Source organism: Rhodohalobacter sp. 614A, assembly GCF_021462415.1.
In the GTDB taxonomy this organism is placed as follows: domain Bacteria; phylum Bacteroidota; class Rhodothermia; order Balneolales; family Balneolaceae; genus Rhodohalobacter.
This window is the reverse complement of sequence record NZ_JAKEDS010000001.1, coordinates 1,327,574-1,348,721: the sequence shown is the minus strand read 5'-3', so window position 1 is coordinate 1,348,721 and position 21,148 is coordinate 1,327,574. Positions and strand designations below refer to the sequence as shown.

General features: G+C 42.7%; 18 protein-coding genes. 9 read left to right on the top strand and 9 right to left on the bottom strand.

Going from position 1 to position 21,148, the window contains the following annotated elements; translation table 11 throughout:
- Window positions 1-2 precede the first annotated feature (2 nt).
- From L0B18_RS05350 to L0B18_RS19815, 4 genes are all read left to right on the top strand, one after another.
- A complete protein-coding gene (locus L0B18_RS05350; protein WP_234569196.1) occupies window positions 3-824 on the top strand; it encodes a 3-keto-disaccharide hydrolase in 822 nt (273 codons plus the stop codon).
- 400 nt (window positions 825-1,224) lie between these two features.
- Window positions 1,225-1,578, top strand: coding sequence for an STAS domain-containing protein (locus tag L0B18_RS05345; protein ID WP_234569180.1), 354 nt, complete (start codon window positions 1,225-1,227; stop codon window positions 1,576-1,578).
- A gap of 8 nt (window positions 1,579-1,586) precedes the next feature.
- Window positions 1,587-2,009: an ATP-binding protein gene (locus tag L0B18_RS05340; RefSeq protein ID WP_234569177.1), complete on the top strand. Its 423-nt coding sequence runs from the start codon at window positions 1,587-1,589 to the stop codon at window positions 2,007-2,009.
- A gap of 9 nt (window positions 2,010-2,018) precedes the next feature.
- Window positions 2,019-3,752 (top strand): SpoIIE family protein phosphatase, encoded by a 1,734-nt coding sequence (locus tag L0B18_RS19815; protein WP_234569174.1) that lies wholly within the window; start codon window positions 2,019-2,021, stop codon window positions 3,750-3,752.
- Here L0B18_RS19815 and L0B18_RS05330 read toward each other — a convergent pair.
- The 9 genes from L0B18_RS05330 to pyrR all read right to left on the bottom strand — a co-directional run bounded on the left by L0B18_RS05330 (window position 3,749) and on the right by pyrR (window position 15,445).
- Window positions 3,749-5,287 (bottom strand): transglycosylase SLT domain-containing protein, encoded by a 1,539-nt coding sequence (locus L0B18_RS05330; protein WP_234569171.1) that lies wholly within the window; start codon window positions 5,285-5,287, stop codon window positions 3,749-3,751. The two genes, L0B18_RS19815 and L0B18_RS05330, sit on opposite strands and share 4 nt — an antisense overlap.
- Window positions 5,288-5,556: 269 nt before the next feature.
- A complete protein-coding gene (locus L0B18_RS05325; RefSeq protein ID WP_234569154.1) occupies window positions 5,557-6,477 on the bottom strand; it encodes a DMT family transporter in 921 nt (306 codons plus the stop codon).
- Between the two features lie 5 nt (window positions 6,478-6,482).
- Window positions 6,483-6,890, bottom strand: coding sequence for a DUF4293 domain-containing protein (locus L0B18_RS05320; RefSeq protein WP_234569152.1), 408 nt, complete (start codon window positions 6,888-6,890; stop codon window positions 6,483-6,485).
- A gap of 96 nt (window positions 6,891-6,986) precedes the next feature.
- Window positions 6,987-10,484, bottom strand: coding sequence for an efflux RND transporter permease subunit (locus L0B18_RS05315; RefSeq protein WP_234569151.1), 3,498 nt, complete (start codon window positions 10,482-10,484; stop codon window positions 6,987-6,989).
- A gap of 3 nt (window positions 10,485-10,487) precedes the next feature.
- Window positions 10,488-11,585 (bottom strand): efflux RND transporter periplasmic adaptor subunit, encoded by a 1,098-nt coding sequence (locus L0B18_RS05310; protein ID WP_234569141.1) that lies wholly within the window; start codon window positions 11,583-11,585, stop codon window positions 10,488-10,490.
- 17 nt (window positions 11,586-11,602) lie between these two features.
- The gene (locus tag L0B18_RS05305) at window positions 11,603-13,078 is read right to left on the bottom strand and encodes a TolC family protein (protein ID WP_234569138.1); all 1,476 of its coding nucleotides are present in this window, start codon (window positions 13,076-13,078) and stop codon (window positions 11,603-11,605) included.
- A gap of 63 nt (window positions 13,079-13,141) precedes the next feature.
- A complete protein-coding gene (locus L0B18_RS05300; RefSeq protein ID WP_234569135.1) occupies window positions 13,142-13,819 on the bottom strand; it encodes a TetR/AcrR family transcriptional regulator in 678 nt (225 codons plus the stop codon).
- Window positions 13,820-13,953: 134 nt separating this feature from the next.
- A complete protein-coding gene (locus L0B18_RS05295; protein ID WP_234569132.1) occupies window positions 13,954-14,904 on the bottom strand; it encodes an aspartate carbamoyltransferase catalytic subunit in 951 nt (316 codons plus the stop codon).
- Window positions 14,897-15,445 carry a bifunctional pyr operon transcriptional regulator/uracil phosphoribosyltransferase PyrR gene (gene pyrR / locus L0B18_RS05290; RefSeq protein ID WP_234569127.1) on the bottom strand — a complete coding sequence of 183 codons (549 nt, stop codon included), beginning with the start codon at window positions 15,443-15,445 and terminating at the stop codon, window positions 14,897-14,899. The genes L0B18_RS05295 and pyrR overlap by 8 nt, the downstream gene beginning before the upstream one ends.
- Before the next feature lie 156 nt (window positions 15,446-15,601).
- Here pyrR and L0B18_RS05285 point away from each other — a divergent pair, with 156 nt between their 5' ends.
- From L0B18_RS05285 to L0B18_RS05265, 5 genes are all read left to right on the top strand, one after another.
- Window positions 15,602-16,777: a CynX/NimT family MFS transporter gene (locus tag L0B18_RS05285; protein WP_234569113.1), complete on the top strand. Its 1,176-nt coding sequence runs from the start codon at window positions 15,602-15,604 to the stop codon at window positions 16,775-16,777.
- A 184-nt stretch (window positions 16,778-16,961) separates the two neighbouring features.
- Window positions 16,962-17,651 carry a C39 family peptidase gene (locus L0B18_RS05280; protein ID WP_234569109.1) on the top strand — a complete coding sequence of 230 codons (690 nt, stop codon included), beginning with the start codon at window positions 16,962-16,964 and terminating at the stop codon, window positions 17,649-17,651.
- Between the two features lie 12 nt (window positions 17,652-17,663).
- Window positions 17,664-19,124 carry a RimK family protein gene (locus tag L0B18_RS05275; RefSeq protein ID WP_234569105.1) on the top strand — a complete coding sequence of 487 codons (1,461 nt, stop codon included), beginning with the start codon at window positions 17,664-17,666 and terminating at the stop codon, window positions 19,122-19,124.
- A gap of 1 nt (window position 19,125) precedes the next feature.
- Window positions 19,126-20,370 carry a carboxylate-amine ligase gene (locus L0B18_RS05270; protein ID WP_234569089.1) on the top strand — a complete coding sequence of 415 codons (1,245 nt, stop codon included), beginning with the start codon at window positions 19,126-19,128 and terminating at the stop codon, window positions 20,368-20,370.
- Window positions 20,348-21,070, top strand: coding sequence for an N-formylglutamate amidohydrolase (locus L0B18_RS05265; protein ID WP_234569074.1), 723 nt, complete (start codon window positions 20,348-20,350; stop codon window positions 21,068-21,070). The genes L0B18_RS05270 and L0B18_RS05265 overlap by 23 nt, the downstream gene beginning before the upstream one ends.
- The last annotated feature ends 78 nt before the right edge of the window (window positions 21,071-21,148 follow it).

The window sequence follows — 21,148 nt, the reverse complement described above, 5'->3', positions numbered from 1 at the left end:
TTATGAAAATGAAATCACTTGCAAATATTGGGTTCTTCAAGTTTACTCTGCTTGCTCTGGTTGTAGGCTTTTTTACAGCCTGCTCTTCAGATACGGAAACCCAACAATCAGAATCCACAGCAACGGAGACAGAAACTGAGGAGGCAGCTCCAAATACTCTAACCGCTCAGGAAGAGGAACAAGGCTTCACTCTTTTGTTTGATGGAGAAACTTCTGAAGGCTGGCGCGGTTATCAAAGCGACTCTTTTCCGGGTGCCTGGGAAGTTGTTGACGGAACCTTGCACATCCAGGGCTCAGGGCGCGGCGAAGCCGGAGCAGTTGAAGGTGGAGATATTCTCTATGATGAAGTTTTCGGTAACTTCCACTTAAAATTTGAATGGAGAGTAGCCGAAGGTGGTAATTCAGGTATTTTATACCTCGGACAGGAATCAGATGAATTTGATTACATCTGGATGACTGCCCCTGAATACCAGATACTCGACAACGAGCGACACCCCGATGCTATGCTGGGTGAAAATGGTAACAGGCAATCTGCTTCTCTCTATGATTTATATCCTGCTGATCCTCAAAACGCAAATCCTGCCGGTGAATGGAACAGCGGCGAGATCATCGTTTATGATGGAACCGTAGTTCATAAACAAAACGGCGAAACTGTTGTGGAATACCACTTATGGACACCCAAATGGGAAGAAGACGTAGCAGACAGTAAATTCCCCGAGTTAAATGAAAACTGGGCCGATGTAGCCGAAGAAGGATACGTTGGGCTTCAGGATCATGGAGATGATGTATGGTTCAGAAATATCAAAATCCGAAGAATGGATTGATATTTTAGCTGCATTAACTTTTAATTATTTAAAGCCATCACATTTGGTTGTGATGGCTTTTTTTATCCAAAAACAATCGCAGGGTACTAAATCAAGTGTTTAGCACTAAGTTCAAAAAAATCATCTAAGTAAAAAACAGTAGGAGAAAAGACCCGTTTTCAATGAAACTTCTATATGTTTCAATTAAAGGTTGTGGATTTTGTCGCTTTTTTGGTAATATGAAGGGCGCTCAAGTAGCGTCTCTCTTGATGAATAGTCAGGGTATCGTACCGGATACGTACGATACCCTATTTTTTTGGCGAAACCTCCCTATCTTCCCTACGTATTCTTATTTTCGGTCTATTCCTCTTAATCCTATTTTAGATATATTCCATCATTTCAATCCAAGTACATTGAGTAAATGAAAAACTTTAAAATTGATCACCGCACGAACAGTGGCTTTGAGGTATTAGATCTTTACGGTGAGTTAGACGCGCACACTGCTTCTCAGCTCGAAGATTCTCTCAAACGTCTTATCAATAATCAAAAATCCAATATCATCGTAAACTTTAGTGAACTCGACTATATAGCCAGTGCGGGCCTTGGAGTATTTATGGCATACATAGAAGATGTTCGCGGTATTGGCGGAGATATTAAGCTGACCAATATGAATGATAAAGTTTATAACGTTTTTGACCTCCTGGGCTTTCCTACTCTTTATGATATTCTTGAAGACGAAAAAAATGCCGTTGAAAAATTTTTAAATGAAAAGTAGTACCAATATTGGATAAGGCAACCACATACCGAAAGAAGGTTTATGCTTCGACACAAAATCTCTCTACAATCCGGGAGTTTGTGTCAAAACATGCCGAAAATCAGGGCTTTTCTGCTCAAAAAGTTGCTGACATCCAGCTGGCTGTCGACGAAGCATATACGAATATTATCAAACATGCCTATAAAAATGATTCGAGCAAAGAAGTAATTATTAATCTTGAGTTTGATAATGATAAAATGGTAGTTACCCTGACCGATCATGGAACAGGATTTGATATTGAGAAATACAAAAAGCCGGATTTAAAAAGGCAAATTGAGAAAAAGAAGAGAGGCGGTATGGGAGTTTATTTAATCAGGAAATTGATGGATGAAGTGTCATACAACATCAAAAATCAGAAGAATATACTTCGAATGAGTAAAAACCGGAATTGAGTTAACAGAGTGAACCAATCCAAAAAAAAAGAAGGGCTACAATCCAGATTCGAACTTAAAACAGTTCTTGAAACCAGCCGCATGCTGGTTGAATCGCGTAATAGTGAATTCATAATCAACAACCTGCTTCTCATTCTGATGGGAAGATTGTTGGTGAGCCGGGCAGCCATTTTTATCTACGACCCTCAAACCGGTTCCTATTCACTGAGAAAATCCAAGGGTCTCCCTGATTTAAAGGAAAATGACAAATACCAAATCATTGAGAAAGACACACATAAAGACCGGGTTTACTTTGAAGCTAAACTTTCGAACGAACCTTTTCGATCCTCTTTAGGTGATACCGATGGCGGCCTCTTTTTTAACCTTCGAACCAGCAATAACCATCACGGGCTTCTTTTTTTAGGAAAAAAAGCAAACAGCCAACCTTTTGAGGAACATGAACTTGAGTTTATCGAGGGGTTATGCATTATCTCTACAGCCGCACTGGTTAACTCACAGCTGTTTACAGAACTCAAAAACACGTATCGCAATTTAGACCGCCGGATTCATGAGTTAAACACACTGTTTGATCTCTCCAAGGAATTCAACCTTTTGGTGGACAGGGAGAAGATTTCAAGGATTTTTAAATTCGCTCTGCTGGGACAGCTTTTTATCAGAACATTTTTTCTGATATATAAAAACCAGGATGATATTAATTTATTGGCAGCCAGCGGTCTCCAAAAACAACCCGATTCCAAAGAGATCCAAAAACTGTTTGAAGCCACCCAGGACGATGTGATTCAGGTGGATGAAAGTTTCGGTGAAGATCATGCCTGGATTTGTGAAAGCGATATTACCGCCTTAATCAGTGTATCTATACAAAATGAGAAGGTGGCCGTTATCGGCGTGGGTGAACGTGCGAATGGAGTCCCTTTTTCTGAAACCGATTTCAATTTCCTGAAATCTCTGGCAAATCTCGCTGTTATTTCAATCCAAAAAACATATTTCCTGGAAGAACGGATTGATAAAGAAAGAATGGAAGAAGAACTTTCCATTGCCAAATCCATCCAGGAGGGTTTACTTCCTGACCCAATACCGGAAATTGAGGGAGTGGACCTGGCCGCAAGCACGATCTCATCGCGTGAAGTTGGAGGCGATTATTTTGATATCGCCAAAACACTTGACGGCAATACGATTCTGGCCATTGCCGATGTAACCGGAAAAGGAGTGCCTGCGGCTTTACTCATGGCCAACCTTCAGTCGATGCTGCATGTTCTCCTCCCCGTGGATATAACGCTATCTGAGGCGACTGAACGGATCAACAATCTTATTTATAGAAACACTCCCCCTGATAAATTCATCACTTTCTTTTGGGCAAAATATCTGAGCACTCATAAAATTTTGCGATATGTAAATGCAGGCCATAACCCTCCGTTACTGCTGCGAAATAATTCCAATACATTCGAAGAATTATCCGAGGGCGGACTGCTTTTGGGAGCGATGGAAACTATGATGCCATACGATCAAAAAGACATTCAGCTAAATTTTAACGATGTCTTAATCTGTTATACCGATGGCGTGAATGAGGCTATGGATACTGACGAAGAGGAGTACGGTATTGATCGCTTGAAGGAATGTATTATCAGAAACCGGGATAAAACCTCCAATGAAATTATGGAGGCTATCGTGGATGAAGTATCCGTATTTTCCAACCACAAGCTCTTTGATGACCTTACATTGTTGATAATAAAGGCAACAAGTTAGCGATTAAATGTCGGGCTTAATACATCTGTGAAACCGGCTTGCTGTTGTTGTTCAGAAAGAGCCAATATCGCCTCATACGTCCGGTATCTGTTCATAATCTCTTCTACATATTTCACCGGCTCGATTCCACGGACAAATCCGTAGCGGGCACGCTGATAATGTCTTCTCTGCATTAACTTCAATAAGGCGCTGGATACGGTATCCCAGTCATTGGGATTTTTATTTTGATCGATGGCGAGCCTCCTCGCATCGGCCATATGGCCTGAACCAACGTTATATGCTGCAAGTGCAAATGCCCACTGCTGATCTTTATCCTCGAGATAGGAATAGTGTTCAAGATGTTCTTTGATGATTCTTGCGCCTTCCCGAATATTTGTCATAGGATCGTATAATTCCCGGTAAGATTCGTACGCGGTTGAATCTACAAATTGAGGCATAATTTGCATCAAACCAACAGCACCTGCCCAGCTTCTGCTATTTGGATTAAAGCTGGATTCCTGGGCAATCATCGCCGTAAGCATCAACCAATCCAACTCTAGTGAATCGGCAACGGCTTTTACCATTTCATCATAGGGGGAAATAACTCCCATAGATTGATATTGCCACTCCGGATTGTAATATTCTGCCATTTGCCGGCTCTGTTCAAAATATTTTTTCCTCAACACATTGAGAAATGTAGAACGCCGCGGCTGATCTTTATCTTCCGAAAACCGAAAATGTTTATAGAGATACCGGTTCATTCTGGATTCGAGTTCCTCTGCATTGCTTCGTATTGCCCATGCAATTGTATCGGCTTCGGCAATAGTCGGGCCCGGGAACAAACCCTCCATATATCGGCTGGATGCGTAATACATATTATCATCTGCAATCGTTGCATGCAGATTACCCTGGCCTACCTGATAAAGAGCAGCCTCTGTATCCATCCCATCCGAAATAGGATTTATATTAAAATTGTAATCTTCATTGTTCAATTCCTGGAGGCGGGAGTAGTAGGAACTATTTCGCCGAACAGAGATGGGTATTCCGGATTCAGAGAGCTCTTCAAGAGTTTGAGGCCTGTCAGATTCTTCAACAGAGTAAACCACCATTTGATCTACAATATTATAGGGCCGTGTAAACGTTGCAACCCTTCTCCTTTCGGGCGTAATCGTATAATTGGCGGCAATAACGTCACCCACTCCCTTATTCAGCAAATCGAACGGATTTTCATCAGCACCGACAATAATTACTTCAAGTGCAAGGTCGTTCTCCCGGGCAAATTCCTTCAAGAGTTCGTATTCAAAGCCAACTTCGATACCCTGATTTAAGAAATAGGTATTTGAGCTGTAAAAGGTGATCATTCTCAGTACACCGCTCTCCTTAATATCATCAAAATCACGGTCAATCGGATCGTAAACAGTGATTGGAGCTGATTCAGAAGAAAAAGACTGCTTCTTTGAATCTCGCGTACAGGAAATTGCAACAAAAGAAATTATGAAGAGGATAAAAAACAACTTACCTATTTCTTTTGCGACAAAAGGGGATTTTAATTTCATGAAGTACAGGTTGTTTCCTGTTTGTGAAGGATCGTTATCCATAAAATCCAAAAACTTTCTAACGGCTCCTTCTGCTATTTGTAAATCAACTATTATAACGCAGTTTTCTATCGAATCATTTTTTGAAACGCAAACAGTTGATTCTCTTGAATTTACTGGTTAAATGTTATCGGGTAATAAAAAATTTTCAAGATATTTATACGCTAAAGTAGCAGTTTTGTTTTGATTGAACAAAAAAACACAAATCTCATCCTTTTCCCGACATCTGTTTACTGATCTTTCTTGCCAATTATTCGGCGTGACCACGTCAATACAATTCCACAAACGATGATTATCATTGCTGTAATGGATAGCATCGTTGGCAATTCATCAAAAATAAAGTATGCAGCAATCGCCGCAAAAACAGCTTCGGACAAAATTAACGTGGAAAGTAATGTTGGAGAAACATATTTAACCGCATAATTCACCGAACCATGCCCCATCAGAGTGGGCCCCACGGCCAATGCAAGACCAATAATAATGGCTGGTGTTGTTATGACCGGCACTCCTTCCACCCATAGAAATGATAAAATCGTACATGTAATAGCTCCATAAAGATATACGTGGAAAACATAATCAATCCATTCGGAATGCTGCCTGATTTTTCGCCCGATTAAAAAGTATATCACAAAAATAACGGCTGCTGTGAATGCCAATGCATTCCCGAAAAGTGCCTGGGGAAATTCTTCTGCCAGGGCTTTATCAGCTATTCCCAAAAAAACGGACCCGATGAAGGCTATAAAAACACCCAACCAAACCAACGGCCGAAAACTTTTTTTAAATAAAAGACTCTCGGCCACAATCAACATTACGGGATGAATGGTTACCAAAACAGAGGCTGATGCAACCGATGTATAGTGGAGTGATGCTATCCAAAACGTGAAGTGAAGACCGAGACAAAGCCCGGCGCCACCCAGCCATAATGGATTTACCCCATTGTTTTTTAGCTGCCTGAATGATTTCCCCTTTGATGCCCAAAAGGGCATCAATAAAAGAACAGCAAAAATGGTTCTCACGGCAGCAAGAACCAGGGGTTCAACATCTGTGGCAAAGCGGACCAAAATGGGAGCCAAACCGAAAGAAATCAATCCCAAAAAAAGGAAAATAACTACTTTCAGAATAGGTATTTGGAAAGTATCGGAGGAGTTCAAAAAGATTACCGTATGCGGTCCATCGACTTGACCAGCGCTTCATCTTTCTTAATATTCTTGCCTGCAAGCCAAAACATTACAAGTGATAAGACAAGAAGAGCCACACCAATTGTCTCTTGCCACAAGAAAATTCCAAACCCTCCAAGTGAAAATAGAACCCCGGTTCCAAAACCAAGAGCCACTATTTGAATGTAGGTTCCAAACTTGACCAGGTTTAACTGAAGTGGCCGGTTCTTGTATAGAAAAATTGAAACCAGTGCAAGGAGCAGGGCAAGAGTGATGGAAATTGCCAATCCATACCCAATCCATTCTGCGGGATCGGCCATGGCTTTGCTATAAATTGAATTAAAAAAAACGCCGAGATTGATAAGTGCGGCAACAAATAAATAGAGGGATTGAGGTCGTTGGATCAAACTGCTAAGATTTGGTGAAAATTCTCCCAAAAAATAAAGAAATGGACTGGCAGATACCACATCGAAGATGAATATCTGCCAATCTCTTTGAGGCCTTTATGTATGGTACTCTTTTTCCTTTTCCTCTTTGGATGATCCATTTTGCCTGATGCTGTTGCTTTGATCAATAATAATGGCAGGATTGACGGTGTCGAAGAAATATTTGTTAGTATTTCTCCTCGTTTCCTCAACTATAAAATAGAGTACCGGAACAAGTATCAGAGTGAGGAATGTGGCGAACATCAAACCGCAGATCACGGCAATTGCCATGGGGCTCCACCATGCTGCCTGTACTCCACCCCAGTACAAATATTCTCCGATATTATTGAAAAACAGTACCGGGTCATTGGCCAGAACGATAAAGTCCAGGTTAAAACCAATAGCCAAAGGAACAAGACCGAGTGTTGTAGTAACAGCCGTTAAAATTACCGGACGAAAACGAACCATTCCTCCTTGTACCAGTGCATCATACAACTTCATCTTATCCCGAACTCTCAGAATGTCGATGTAGTCGATCATCACGATGGCATTATTTACAACCACCCCAGCCAGTGAAATTACCCCGATACCTGTCATAATGATACCAAACGGCATCTGGAAAATAACCAGTCCATACAACACACCGGCGATGGACATAATAACGGATGTTAAAACAATGAAGGGTTTGGCAACGGAATTAAACTGCGAAATGAGAATAAACGCCATCAAACCAAGAGCAATAAAGAATGCATTTGTCAAAAATTCCTGTGCTTCATTTTGCTCTTCCATTTGCCCTGTCCAGCGTGCCGTTACACCTGTCGGCAGATCCTGGAGGTACGGCTGAAGGATCTGCTGTGCTTCGGCAAGAACCGCATTACTGTTGTACGTGCTCCTCACATCTGCCTGAACAGAAACAACTCTATTCTGATCGATCCGCCTAATCCCACCGTATCCTTCTTCAATACTCCAGCCAGCTATTTCTGAAAGTGGAATCTGACGACCTTCTTCTCCCATAACGGTAAGACTGTTCAGGGTACTTAAATCATCCCGATACTCTTTTGCCAGGCGCACAATAATATCGTACTCATCGTTACCCTCCCTGTATTGAGAAGCCTCAACACCATTAATTGCCTGCCGGATTGTATTTCCAACATCAGAGGTATTCACGCCAAAGATTGCCGCTTTTTCCCGGTCTACGGTAATTCGTGTTTCAGGGCGGGCTTCCGGCAGATCGGTTTCCAAACCATCAAGTTTGCCGTAAATCGGATCGTTTTCCAGTATCCTGAGAATTTCTTGTGAAATGCTGTCGAGTTGTTCCAGATCCTGACCTACGATTTCAAGATTAATCGCCTTACCGGTCGGCGGACCACCCTGTTCGCTTTCAATCGTTATTTCTGCTCCTGCAATTCCTTCCGGAAGGATTTCCCTCATCTGCTCAATTGCCTCGAACACATCTCCTTCCTGTTCATTGTAGTCCACAAAACTGAGCACGATGGTACCCCGGTTAGAACTATTTCCGCCTCCGAATTCAAATCCGCTGGATACCGGTGCTCCGGGAGTGGTCACAATGGTTTCAACATCTCCGTAATTGGAAAGCTGAGTTAACCGGTTTTCTAACTCCAATGCAACTTCGCGAGTAAATTCAACATTGGTTCCGGGAGGAGTTTCGATTTGGACATACACCCGCGCCGGAGGAATGTCTTCGGGGAAAAACTCAACCCCCTGATTGAACATTCCAAATACAATGAAACTGGAAATCAGTACTGCTATGGAAATTCCCAAAACGATAAAACGATGGCTGAGCGACCATTTTAATGACGACTCGTAATATTCGAGAACCTTGTTTAAACCACGCTTCTGCCACCATAAACCAACAGGTTTCATGAAAAATCTGAAACTGAAGTAGAGTAGTACTCCCAAAAGAATCATCATTCCCCAGAGAGGAGGATTACCGAGAAACAGCAGCACGAGAATCACTCCACCAAAAATGCTTAATACCCATTTCCCTTTCTTGGTCATAGAAGGTTTGGATGTATCTTCTTCGGTTTCCAATGTCATAAACACTGCACAAAGCACCGGATTGATAACCAGGCCCACAAAAAGAGAACAGCTCAGCGTAACGATAAGTGTGATGGGCAGATACGACATAAACTCACCCACCATTCCGGGCCAGAACGCAATGGGCAAAAATGCAGCCAGCGTTGTTGCCGTACCGGAAATGATCGGCAATGCTACCTCGCCCGTGCCTTTTTTTGCGGCTTCGATATTATCATATCCTTCTTCGAGATAGCGGAAAATATTTTCTACGACCACAATGGCATTGTCTACCAGCATTCCCAGCGCAAGGATTAATGAAAAGAGCACAATCATGTTCATTGTAATGCCGGCAATCTGCAAAATGATAAACGACATAAACATGGAAAGAGGAATGGATATTCCCACAAACGATGCATTTCTGACGCCAAGAAAGAAGAGCAGAATACCAATCACCAAAATAAGGCCGGAAATAATGTTATTCTCCAGACTGCTTACCATCATGTTGATCTCCTCACTCATATCAGAAGTAATCTTGATATCGGTTGTGGGAGGCATATTTGGCAGTTCCTGGTCAATAATGCTCCTGATACTTTGGGCAGCTTCAATAATATTCGTGCCGCTTCGCTTGATCACGGAAAGAGTCACAACCGGATCACCATCCAAATACGCATAGGATTCTCTCTCCTTCTGAGCGAAAGACACATTTGCAATGTCCCGAATATAGATTGGGAAATCGCTGGGCGCATCAATGACAATGTCCTCAATCAGGCCGGGATCATCATATTCACCCGGAACCCGCATTAGGAATTTTTTGGTACCCACATCAACGGCGCCGGCCGGAATCGTTACGTTTTCATTCTGGATGGCAAATATGATGTCGCCCAAAGCGATGCCGTAATACTTCAGCTTTTGAAGATCAACATCTACCTGAACCTCTTTCTCCACACCACCGGCAAGATTTACTTCCAACACCTGGGGAATGGTTTCCAGGCGATCTTGCAGATCTTCCGCTACCTGCTTTAAATCTTCCAGTCCATATTGCCCGGAAACGTTAACCTGCATGATTGGGTACTCAGAAATATTGATCTCCTGTATCAGAGGATCTTCAGCCGCAGAAGGCAACTCGGGTTTTGCCAAATCTACTTTTTCCCGAACTTTCTGCAGGGCTTCATCAATATTTACATCAGTATTAAATTCCAAATTAATACTGGAATATCCCTCGGCGGTAGTAGAACTCATCTCTTTAATGTCTGAGATTGTGGCGAGCTCCTCTTCAAGCCTTCTCGTAACCAGGCTTTCCATATCCTCAGGACTTGTTCCGGGATATAAGGTGATAACAATAATATTTGGCACCGTTATATCAGGAGATGATTCCTTGGGGATGGACATATATGCCCGAATCCCCAAGATGGCGATGAGAATAATCATCACCAGCACACTTACCCTGTTGTTGATGGAGAATGAACTGAGGCCGAACTCCTTTCGATCTTCAGCAGAAGTTGAAGTTTTTTTTATTGGATTATTTATTTCTTCATTCATGATTTATTCAGACCCATTTTCTTTATTGGAGGCCATTTCCGATTGATCAGATTCTGCTTTGAAAACTCTTGAACCATCCTGCAAATAGGAAGCTCCAAGTGTAATGAGTTCATCTCCGGCATTTAATCCATCCTCAACAACCACAGCATTTCCATACGCCGAACCCAGGCTCACAATTTTTTGAGATGCGATAGGTTCACCTTGTTCATTTTGATTTAGTACATACACTACATCGTTTCCTTCTTTTTGGAAGATGTATTGCTCGCTAACCACAATGGCTTCTTCAATCCTTTCGGTTCGGAGACGCACATTTGCAATCATATCCACTTTTATCTGGCTGATGTCCACCGGTAATTTTATTTCTACTTCAAATGTCCGGTTTCTCGGGTCAATAGCACTTCCCACAAATGTTACCGGTAACTGATACTTTGTATCGGGATCAAAATCAAACCAAACCTCTGTATTGTCTCCCAGGTCAACGGCACCGGAATATCGTGCTGGAACGCCGATCAAAACTCTTTTGTCATCCCTGTTAATCAGGCGAAAAACCGGTGTACCGGGAGAAACCATTTCTCCGGCCTCTGTAAAAATTGATTCAACACTTCCCGGAAATGGAGCTGAAATAGATGTGTTTTCAAGATCAACTTTGATTGATTCCAGAGCGGCCCGATTCTGCTCGTAGCCATACTTTGCATTCAGGTAATCAATTTCCGATCCAATATTTTCTTCTTCATACAACCGTTGGAGGCGTTCATAATTTTCTCTGGATTGTTCGGTTGTGGCACGAAGGCGATTAAACTCTTGCTGTAATTTTCTATCGTCAACCTTTACAACGGTCTCGCCTTTGCGAACAACCTCGCCTTCATTTTTTCGAACCTCGGTAATTCGTCCGCTTACTTCAGCAGCAACCTGCACATCGCTGTTTGTAATAACGGTACCTACAAGCCTCAGATAGCTTTCAAAAACTTCCGTTTCTACCTGTTCAGTTTCAATATTTACGGATTTAACCTGCTCTTCGTGCTCAGCTACTTCTGTCTCACACGCAGAAAGAACCCCGAGAGCAAATAAAAGTATTGTCAGTTTTTTAATGTTATTCATCATGATTGGTTGTGTGATATTTAAAATTCGTATTGGGTTTCATCGATCATTGGAACCATCCCAATGGCGATATCAAAATCTGCTTTGGTGTTCAGGTAATCAGCTACAGATATTGCATAATTTAACTCCGCCTCACGCACCTGTAGTTCTGCTTCGGTTACTTCCAACTGTGAGCCGATTCCATTCTCATAGCGGTTTGCAGCAATCTCATAACCTCTTTGAGCTTGATCCACTGCCTGCTTTCTTGCATTCGCTGTTCCTTCAAGGTTGTGCAGCCGTTCCAAACTTGTTTGATATTCATTCAAAGCCGTTTTTTCTGTAGCCCACTGCTGTACCTCAATATCCTTCATTTCAATCTTGGCTATATTGAGATTTGCCATTCTTTCAAAACCGGTAAAAAGCGGGAAGCTTACATTCAGCATCAACGTTTGAAACCGTACGGCGTTTTCAAACGGCCTTGGCGAACCTGGTTGCGCCGCCGTCCACTGTAAATTATAATCGGCTGATATTGTTGGCAGAAACCGACTTTTAATCGCTCTGATTTCTCGGTCTTTCAGACTTTCTTGCGCTCCCAAAACCCGCAGGTCTCCTCGTTTGTCACGCATCACATCAAGAGCTTCTTCCTCAGAAAGTGATGGAACAGGTGTAGCGCTTACGATCTTGTAGATCTCTTCGTTTACATCAATATTCTCAGGAGAATTGTTAATCGTATACGTTCCCAGACTCCCGGTAATTTCCACCGGCATATCCAGAGGAAGTGCCATCACCTCTTTCAATGAACGATATGCCTCATCCACTGCCAGTTCAGCGTCTTTTAACTGAGGTTCCTGGTTTGCCAGCTGCACTTCAAGGCGCAGAACATCGTACTCTTCAATAAGTCCGGCATCATATCTCGATTGATTCTCGTCAAGGTTTGTCCGTATCCGGGTGATGGTTGCTTCCTGTAGCCTGAGTTGTTCTTCAGCAATCAAAACTGTGTGAAAGGCTTTCCGGGCCTGGGTTATCACCTGCTGAACGGTTGAACGGAGTGATTCAACTTGTAATGATTTAAAAACGCTGGAACTGCTGATACCCACAATCGCTTCACCGCGAAATATATTTTGTGAAACTGTAATACCGCCCTGCCAATTATTATCCGTACCGAACTGTAAAGGCACCAATTCATCAGGATCTGCATTGGGATCAAAAAATGTTGCCGGCACAAAGTTTACCGGAATTTCAATATTCCGGGTAAAAGTGGCCGCGCTTGTTACATCCGGTAAAACCTCACTCCAGGCAAGTTTAACTTGTTCATCGGCTGTTTCCACCGACAAAATTGCCCGCTTAATTTGTGGGTTATTCACAACAGCAAGCTGTACTACCTGGTTCATCGTTAATTCGTTATCCTCGGGTAGCTCAACGGTTATATTTTGAGAAAATGCCCACTGACTCCCGTTCAAAAAACCAAGAAGTAAGAGAACTAAAACCTTCGTTAGTCGTTTATTTTGTTTCTGCATTGTTCTTTATTTCTGCACAATTTTAAAAAATCAGATACCTGCTACGTTTGCATTTTTTGTTTGTTACACATTTTCTGACTGATGGTCAGTATTTTTCATTCCCTGTCCTACCAACTGCATAAATGTATCAATCAGTGATTCAAGGCTGAATTCTACCTCGTCCAAAACAGCCATGTGTTGTTCTTTTTGTTTCATATAAGCCATATGAACAACCCCTTTCGAAGCGCCCCAAACAATCAACCCGAGTTCCTTCGGATTGTAAGATGAATCGATACTTCCATCCTGCATGCCAATTTGTATTGACCGGATAATGAAGGTCATCGCTTCTTTAGCATTTTCTTCACACTTTTTAGCCATAGGACTTTCGTCTAACGCATCGCGGTTCATCAGGCCTTCAAAATAGCTGAAAGCATTAAAATACAATGGGTTATCTTTGATGAACTGAAAGTATGTTTGGCCCAACTTTTCAATCATTTCCAATCCTGTGATCTCCTGGGTGAGCACCTTGCTCATAGATTGGGTTAAAATCCTTGAACCACGATCACAGATAGCTAAAATAATGGAGGTCTTATTTTTGAAATAAAGATAAAGAGATCCCTTGCCCATCTCAGCCTTCTCTGCAATCTCATCCATAGTAATATTTTCATAGCCTCGCTCTTCGATGATCTTTTCAGTGACATCAATGATGAGCTCTTTACGGGCTTTGCGTTCCCGCTCTTTACGGGTCATCTTTGTTTTCATATTTGACTAATGGTCAGAAATTGAATGACGGTCAAAATAATAACTTTCGAGAATCTTTTCTACGGGTTTCTGTTAAGAAATGTTTAACAAAAAATTAGATAAGTTTTCTGCGTATGAAGCGTATTAGAAGGGATTTATACTCTGGCGCCGCCGCTTAACAGGTAAAGAATAGCCATTCTGACCGCGAGTCCGTTCGTAACCTGGTTCAGAATTACTGCGCGATTGCTGTCTGCAACTTCGCTTTCCATCTCCACACCGCGATTGATAGGCCCGGGATGCATAATGGTAAACTGGGGATATTTTTCAAGATGAGACATTTTTATTCCAAACAGGCTGTGATATTCTCTCAGGCTTGGAAACAGATCGGTTGCGCCACCAATACGTTCCATCTGAATCCGAAGTGCCATTGCCACATCGCACCAGGAAAGTGTTTCTTCCAAATTGTAAGAGACGTTCACGCCCAGAGCGTTTACATACGCCGGCATAAGCGATTTTGGGCCACAGATTGTGATTTCCGCTCCCATCTTCAACATCCCAATAATATTGGAACGAACCACACGGCTGTGAGTAATATCGCCGATAATGGCAATCTTTCTGCCCTCCAATTGGGACAATTCCTGCTGAATCGTAAACATGTCCAGGAGTGCCTGCGTTGGATGTTCGTGAGCACCATCACCGGCATTTAGAATTGCCGCATCAACACAATTAGTAAGGAAATGTGGAACGCCGGGACTTTCATGACGCACCACAACCATGTCAATCTTCATTGAACTGATATTGCGAATGGTATCTTTCAGAGACTCACCTTTTCGGGTACTTGAAGTGCTTGTAGAAAAATTTACAACATCAGCCCCCATTCGTTTTTGTGCGAGTTCAAAAGACAAGCGGGTTCGTGTACTGTTTTCGTAAAACAGGTTTACAATGGTTTTGTCGCGGAGAGTCGGCACTTTCGGGACCGGACGATCCAGTACTTCCCTGAATGTTTTAGCCTGCTCGAGTACAAATTTGATATCATCGGCCGAATAATCAGCCAGACCCAGAAGGTGCTTTTGTTTGAAGCTGTATTCTGAAGTCGCTTCAGGCATCCGTCCTCCTTCCCTTCACAATATAAACGGCATCTTCTCCGTCCAGTTCTTTTACTTTTACCTGAACCTCCTCATCGGCATGGGTTGGAACGGTCATACCTACATAATCCGAACGGATTGGCAGTTCCCGGTGTCCCCTGTCAATCATACAACAAAATTTAATACTTCTTGGGCGGCCGTAATCCATCAGGGCGTCCATAGCCGAACGAACGGTTCGGCCGGTATAAAGAACATCATCTACCAAAATCACATCTCTGTTATAAAGATCAAACGGTATTTCGGTTATTTTTACTTCCGGTATTTTTAGTTTCGAGCGAAAATCATCCCTGTAAAACGTCACATCCAAAACTCCAAAATCAGGCTTGATACCAGATATATCTTCGATAATATTTACAATTCTTCGGCCGATAAACACACCTCTGGTCTGCATTCCAATAATGGCTGGCTCGGAAGGATCGTCATGGGGCTCCAAGAACTGGTGTGCAAATCGCAGGTAGGTGCGATTCACATCCTCTTCCGACATGATTTTGGCTTCTTCCAAAGATTACCTCGAGGTGATTTTTGTGACTAAAATTAGGGATTGATGGATTGTAAAACAATTAAAGGTTCAATTGATCTTAACGATCTGAATTCAGGATGATTCTTATTACTTACAGTCTGAATATTCGTACCTTGAGGGCTTATTAAAAAAAGAGTCATGTCGCCGGAGCAAAAACAGAAATACTTCCTCATATTTGTCATCATCCTGATATCCCTGAACCTCAGGCCATCCATTACGGCTGTTGGGCCTTTGATTGCTGAAATTCGGGAAAGCACGGGACTTTCAAACAGCCTGCTTGGCCTGCTCACTACCTTGCCCGTCCTGGCATTTGGAATCTTTTCGATACTCACTCCTCTTTTTACCCGCAAAATTGGAACGGAGGGAACCATGGCTTTTGCTCTTTTTATTCTCACAGCAGGTACTTTGATGAGAGCCATTCCGGCTAACCTCGCACTTTTTGGAGGCACTTTATTACTGGGAGTTGGTATAGCATTGGGGAATGTACTTTTACCGGGAATTGTAAAAAAGAAATTTCCCAAAAGAGCCGGATTAATGACAGGCATTTACTCCTCCATGTTGGGAGTTTCAGCCACTGTTGCAACCGGCATAAGTGTACCACTCTCGCAGGGTAAAGGGCTTGGATGGCGCTGGACTCTTGGTAGCTGGGGATTTTTCTCTGCTTTGACTTTACTTGTCTGGCTGCCCCAGCTAAAGTCAAACATGTCTGCCATTATGAAAAAATCATTCCGAACCTCCATTCGGGATTTAGGCACATCCAAACTGGCATGGCATGTAGCTATCTTTGTAGGGCTTCAATCACTTACCTTTTATACCCTCACTGCCTGGCTGCCCGAAATATTGATTGAGCGTGGAATAGACAATATTCATGCAGGATGGCTTTTGGCAACCATGCATGGCGTTGGCGTGATTGGTACTTTCGTTACGCCTTACCTCGTTTCTGAAAAACCGAGCCAGCAGAAATCCGTTTTGTGGATTGTTTTTTTTGAAATGATCAGTCTTCTGGGCCTTATTGTTCCTCTGCCCTTTTGGGGCGTCGTAATTTTTATAAGCATTATTGGTTTTTGCCTTGGAGGAAGCTTCGGACTGGCTTTGCTTTTTATTTTACTTCGAAGCCGGGATTCGGATTCTGCTAACGAACTTTCCGGGATGTCGCAATCCATTGGATATACCATTGCCGCCGTGGGGCCGGTCTTTTTTGGGGCTCTTTTTGATTGGACCCAAAACTGGATCATTCCTCTGGCATTTCTCTTCCTTGTTGCGCTTTTAAAACTCAAATCCGGGTGGGAAGCCGGAAAGAATCAATACGTTTGATTTTTATACATCTTATGTGATTGGTGCATTCTCGTCATTTCATTCGCAGTGACGCACAAAATCTATTGACACACCTTCCGGGAAATAATATTTGAGAGTAGATGAAATCTCATTTTTTACTCGTAATTTTCTTTTCTCCCAAGTCTTCATTCATTAAAAGTATCAGAGAGATTTTTAAACAATCATGTTAGAAATCCCAATAAAAAAGCAGCCGGATGAAACTACATGCGGACCCACTTGTCTTCATGCCGTTTACCAGTTTTATAGTGACTCAATTGATCTAAACAGAGTCATTGATGAAGTACATCATCTCGAAGGTGGTGGTACGCTTGGCGCACTGTTAGCTGTCCATGCACTGAAAAGAGGATACAACGCCACGATTTACTCCTACAATCTGCAAGTATTTGATCCCACGTGGTTTGGTGAAACTTCTGATTTCATGATTGACCGTATTCAAAAACAACTGGAGTTCAAAAAAGACAAGAAACTTCAAGCCGCCGTAAATGCTTACACTCTTTTTTTACAGCATGGCGGACATCTAAAATTCGAAGATCTGCGTTCATCAGTAATCACTAAATATCTGAAGAAAGAACAGCCGATTATTGTTGGATTGAGCGCGACCTATCTGTACCAAAGTGCGCGGGAATTCGGGCCCAATATGGATTATGATGATCTGCGCGGCGAACCGGCCGGCCACTTCGTGCTTCTGCATGGATACGATTCAGAAACCCGTGATGTGTTCATCGCCGACCCCATCATTATAAACCCGTTTGAAGATGGACAGCTCTATAAAATGAATATCGATCGGGTCATGAATGCAATCTTGCTCGGGATCGTAACCTACGATGCAAATCTTATTATCATCACTCCATAAGTCTTCTTTAACATGAATCACCTAATTGTTGTAAATAATCCCAAAAACTGGCCGCTTGATATTCCCGGCGTGGATATCATTTCTGCCAAATCTTATATCACCGATCCGGCGTTTATCAATCTAAAAAGCCTGAAGGTTTATAATCTTTGCCGGAGCTATCGCTATCAAAGTTTGGGATATTATGTGTCTCTGCTGGCAAATGCGCGCGGCCACAAACCGTTTCCGAATGTGCTGGCCATTCAGGATATCAAGTCACAATCCATCATTCGAATTGTGTCGGATGAGTTAAATCAGCTGATTCAAAAAAGCCTGAAACCGATTCATACTGACAAATTTACCCTGAGCATCTATTTCGGGAAGAACGTTGCCAAACGGTACGACCGGCTGGCTCAGAAACTATTCAACCAGTTCCAGGCACCTTTTCTTCGAGCAGAATTTTCTAAAAAAGATGAGGAATGGATTCTAAAGAATATCCAGGCAATCTCTGCCAATGAAGTTCCGGAGGAGCACAAGCCGTTCATCACCCAAATGGCACAGGATTTTTTTAAGAAGCGATATTCCGTCACCCCAAAAAAAGATACCCGGTACGATCTCGCCATTCTTGTGAATCCGGGCGAGGAATTGCCTCCTTCGGATGAGAAAGCTCTTCAACGATTTATTCGCGCAGCCGAGTCACTTGATTTTCATACTGAACTGATCACAAAAGATGATTATTCACGAATCAATGAATTCGATGCCTTGTTTATCCGCGAAACGACCAGCGTAATGCATCATACGTACCGGATGGCGAGAAAAGCCGCTGCTGAAGGACTCGTCGTAATTGACGACCCGGAATCGATCCTGATGTGTACCAACAAAGTGTACCTGGCCGAACTCCTGACGAAGCATCAAATTCCGGCACCGGAAACCTTGATCATCAGTCCTGAAACGGCTGAAATAGTCCCGGAAAAACTTGGCTTTCCCTGCATTCTGAAACAGCCGGACAGTTCGTTCTCACAGGGAGTTGTGAAGGTGAATGATCAAAATGAATTTAAAGAGAAATCGAACCAGCTCTTTGAGAAATCAGATTTATTGATTGCCCAGCAGTTCATCCCCACTACTTTCGACTGGCGGGTAGGAATTCTGAACGGAGAACCGCTTTACGGTTGCAAATATCACATGGCACGAAAACACTGGCAAATTTATGAAAGAACCGAAGGTGGAAAAACCTATTCCGGAAATGCCGATACACTGGCGATAGAAGACATGCCGAAAGACGTGGTGAAAAATGCCTTGAAAGCAGCGAAACTCATTGGAAACGGCCTTTACGGAGTAGATGTGAAAGAAATCGATGGAAAAGTTTACGTGATTGAAGTGAACGACAACCCCAGTATCGATTCTGGCTGTGAAGATGCCGTACTGAAAGACAAACTCTACCAGGCTATTATGGATGAATTTCTGCGACGGGTTGAACTGAAAAAGAAAAAAAACTGATATGGAGATTCAAAAGAAGCGACCGCTTCATCTTTTTGAGGGATATGGAATTGAAATGGAATACATTATTGTGGGCAAGTCTGACCTGAATGTGCTTCCCATTTCAGACAAAGTTCTGGAAAAGGCCGCCGGAAAAATCATCACTGAACATGAACGCGGCCCGATGGCCTGGAGCAATGAACTGGTTCTTCACCTGATTGAAATCAAGACCAACGGCCCGGCAAAAAATCTGGAAGGCGCAGCAGAAATTTTTCAAAATGAAGTTATCGAAATCGAAAGAATTCTTGCTGATTTTGACGCCCGCCTTATGCCCGGTGCCATTCATCCATGGATGGATCCTTTTAAAGTAAAACTTTGGCCCCATGAATTTAATCCCGTTTACGAAGCCTACAATCGCATTTTTGACTGCCGCGGGCATGGATGGGCAAACCTTCAAAGCACCCATCTTAACCTCCCGTTTCATGGTGATAAGGATTTTGAAAAGCTTCACGCTGCTGTCCGGCTTTTGTTGCCGTTAATTCCTGCTGTTGCCGCCAGCTCACCGATTGCCGACAGCGAGATCAAACCATTCCTGGATTTTCGAATGGAAACTTATCGGACGAACTCCAAACGAATTCCATCGGTTACCGGATCGATTGTTCCTGAACCGGTTTTTACTCACGAAGAATATCAAACGGAAATTTTAGAGCGGATGTACCGCGATATTGCTCCATTTGATCCGGACGGAATTTTACAGGATGAATGGCTCAATTCGCGCGGAGCAATGTCCCGCTGGGCTCGCGAAACGATTGAAATTCGAGTGATAGATATCCAGGAAAATCCTGCGGCAGATCTTGCGATACTTGAACTCATTGTGAATCTCACAAAAGCATTGGTGGATGAAAAATGGGCGCCACTCGCCGATCAAAAAAAATGGTCTGAACAGTCTCTCTATGATATCCTGATGGCGATTGTTAAAGACGGTGAACAGGCAATTATTTCGAACTCGGAATACCTGTCACTGTTCGGTTTGAATGAGAGCCGAATATCTGCCGGAGAACTTTGGATGCATCTTTTTGCATCGTTACAAGAAGACTATCATTTCACTCAAAAATCCGTCGGTCATCTTGATTTGATCTTCAAATATGGTCCCCTTGCAAGAAGAATTCTGAATTCACTTCCCGAAAGTTTCGATCATGATGATTTGTTGGATGTGTACCAAAACCTTTCTGATTGCCTGAGACATGGAACTCCCTTCCTCCCCTGAGTTGATTTTCAGCTGTGAGCACGCGGGAAATCTGATCCCCAATGAATACGTATTTCTTTTTGAAGGGGCCGAACAAATACTGAATTCACATCGCGGATGGGATCCCGGTTCATTTGAACTCGCTCAAATCCTATCTGAGAGAACCGGCTCAGAACTTTTCACCTATTCATTCACGCGGCTTTTTATTGAACTGAATCGGTCGATCGGCCATCCCAAACTTTTTTCAGAATTCACCCGATCTTTGAGCAGAACGGAGAAGCAAGCAATCATTGAGAAATATTATCATCCGCACAGAATGAGAGTAGCGGATGCAATCAATAAAAATATTTCCAAAAACCGACCTGTAATTCATATCAGTGTTCACACTTTTACCCCGATTCTGGATGGAAAAGAGCGAAATTTTGAGATTGGCCTGTTGTACGATTCAAAAAGAAATCATGAAAAAAATGTCTGCCGAATCTGGAAATCACAGATCAATGAAATTCTACCTGATCTTCGGCTTCGGATGAATCAACCCTACAAAGGCATTTCAGACGGATTCACAACTTTTCTTCGTAAGAATTTTTGTGAAAACTCATACCTGGGAATTGAGTTGGAAGTGAATCAAAAACTTTGTGAAGACAGGAACAAATGGCTGCAATTTTGTACAAACATGTCCGCCGTTTTGCAAAATCTCCGGGAAAATTTTAAACCCGATTGATTTTACCTCAACTGAAAGTGTAAAAAACAGTTAATTTTGACTTCATCCGTGGGGGGAACGTACCTTTCATCCATCACA

Bases quoted from the DNA above. Each gene is read 5' to 3' on its own strand.
- L0B18_RS05300 (WP_234569135.1), bottom strand. From the start codon at position 13,819: ATGAAAACAAAGATGACCCGTAAAGAGCGGGAACGCAAAGCCCGTAAA.
- L0B18_RS05285 (WP_234569113.1), top strand. From the start codon at position 15,602: ATGTCGCCGGAGCAAAAACAGAAATACTTCCTCATATTTGTCATCATC.
- L0B18_RS05275 (WP_234569105.1), top strand. From the start codon at position 17,664: ATGAATCACCTAATTGTTGTAAATAATCCCAAAAACTGGCCGCTTGAT.
- L0B18_RS05305 (WP_234569138.1), bottom strand. From the start codon at position 13,078: ATGCAGAAACAAAATAAACGACTAACGAAGGTTTTAGTTCTCTTACTT.
- L0B18_RS05345 (WP_234569180.1), top strand. From the start codon at position 1,225: ATGAAAAACTTTAAAATTGATCACCGCACGAACAGTGGCTTTGAGGTA.
- L0B18_RS05295 (WP_234569132.1), bottom strand. From the start codon at position 14,904: ATGCCTGAAGCGACTTCAGAATACAGCTTCAAACAAAAGCACCTTCTG.
- L0B18_RS05280 (WP_234569109.1), top strand. From the start codon at position 16,962: ATGTTAGAAATCCCAATAAAAAAGCAGCCGGATGAAACTACATGCGGA.
- L0B18_RS05330 (WP_234569171.1), bottom strand. From the start codon at position 5,287: ATGAAATTAAAATCCCCTTTTGTCGCAAAAGAAATAGGTAAGTTGTTT.
- L0B18_RS05270 (WP_234569089.1), top strand. From the start codon at position 19,126: ATGGAGATTCAAAAGAAGCGACCGCTTCATCTTTTTGAGGGATATGGA.
- L0B18_RS05310 (WP_234569141.1), bottom strand. From the start codon at position 11,585: ATGATGAATAACATTAAAAAACTGACAATACTTTTATTTGCTCTCGGG.
- L0B18_RS05315 (WP_234569151.1), bottom strand. From the start codon at position 10,484: ATGAATGAAGAAATAAATAATCCAATAAAAAAAACTTCAACTTCTGCT.
- L0B18_RS05265 (WP_234569074.1), top strand. From the start codon at position 20,348: ATGGAACTCCCTTCCTCCCCTGAGTTGATTTTCAGCTGTGAGCACGCG.
- L0B18_RS05350 (WP_234569196.1), top strand. From the start codon at position 3: ATGAAAATGAAATCACTTGCAAATATTGGGTTCTTCAAGTTTACTCTG.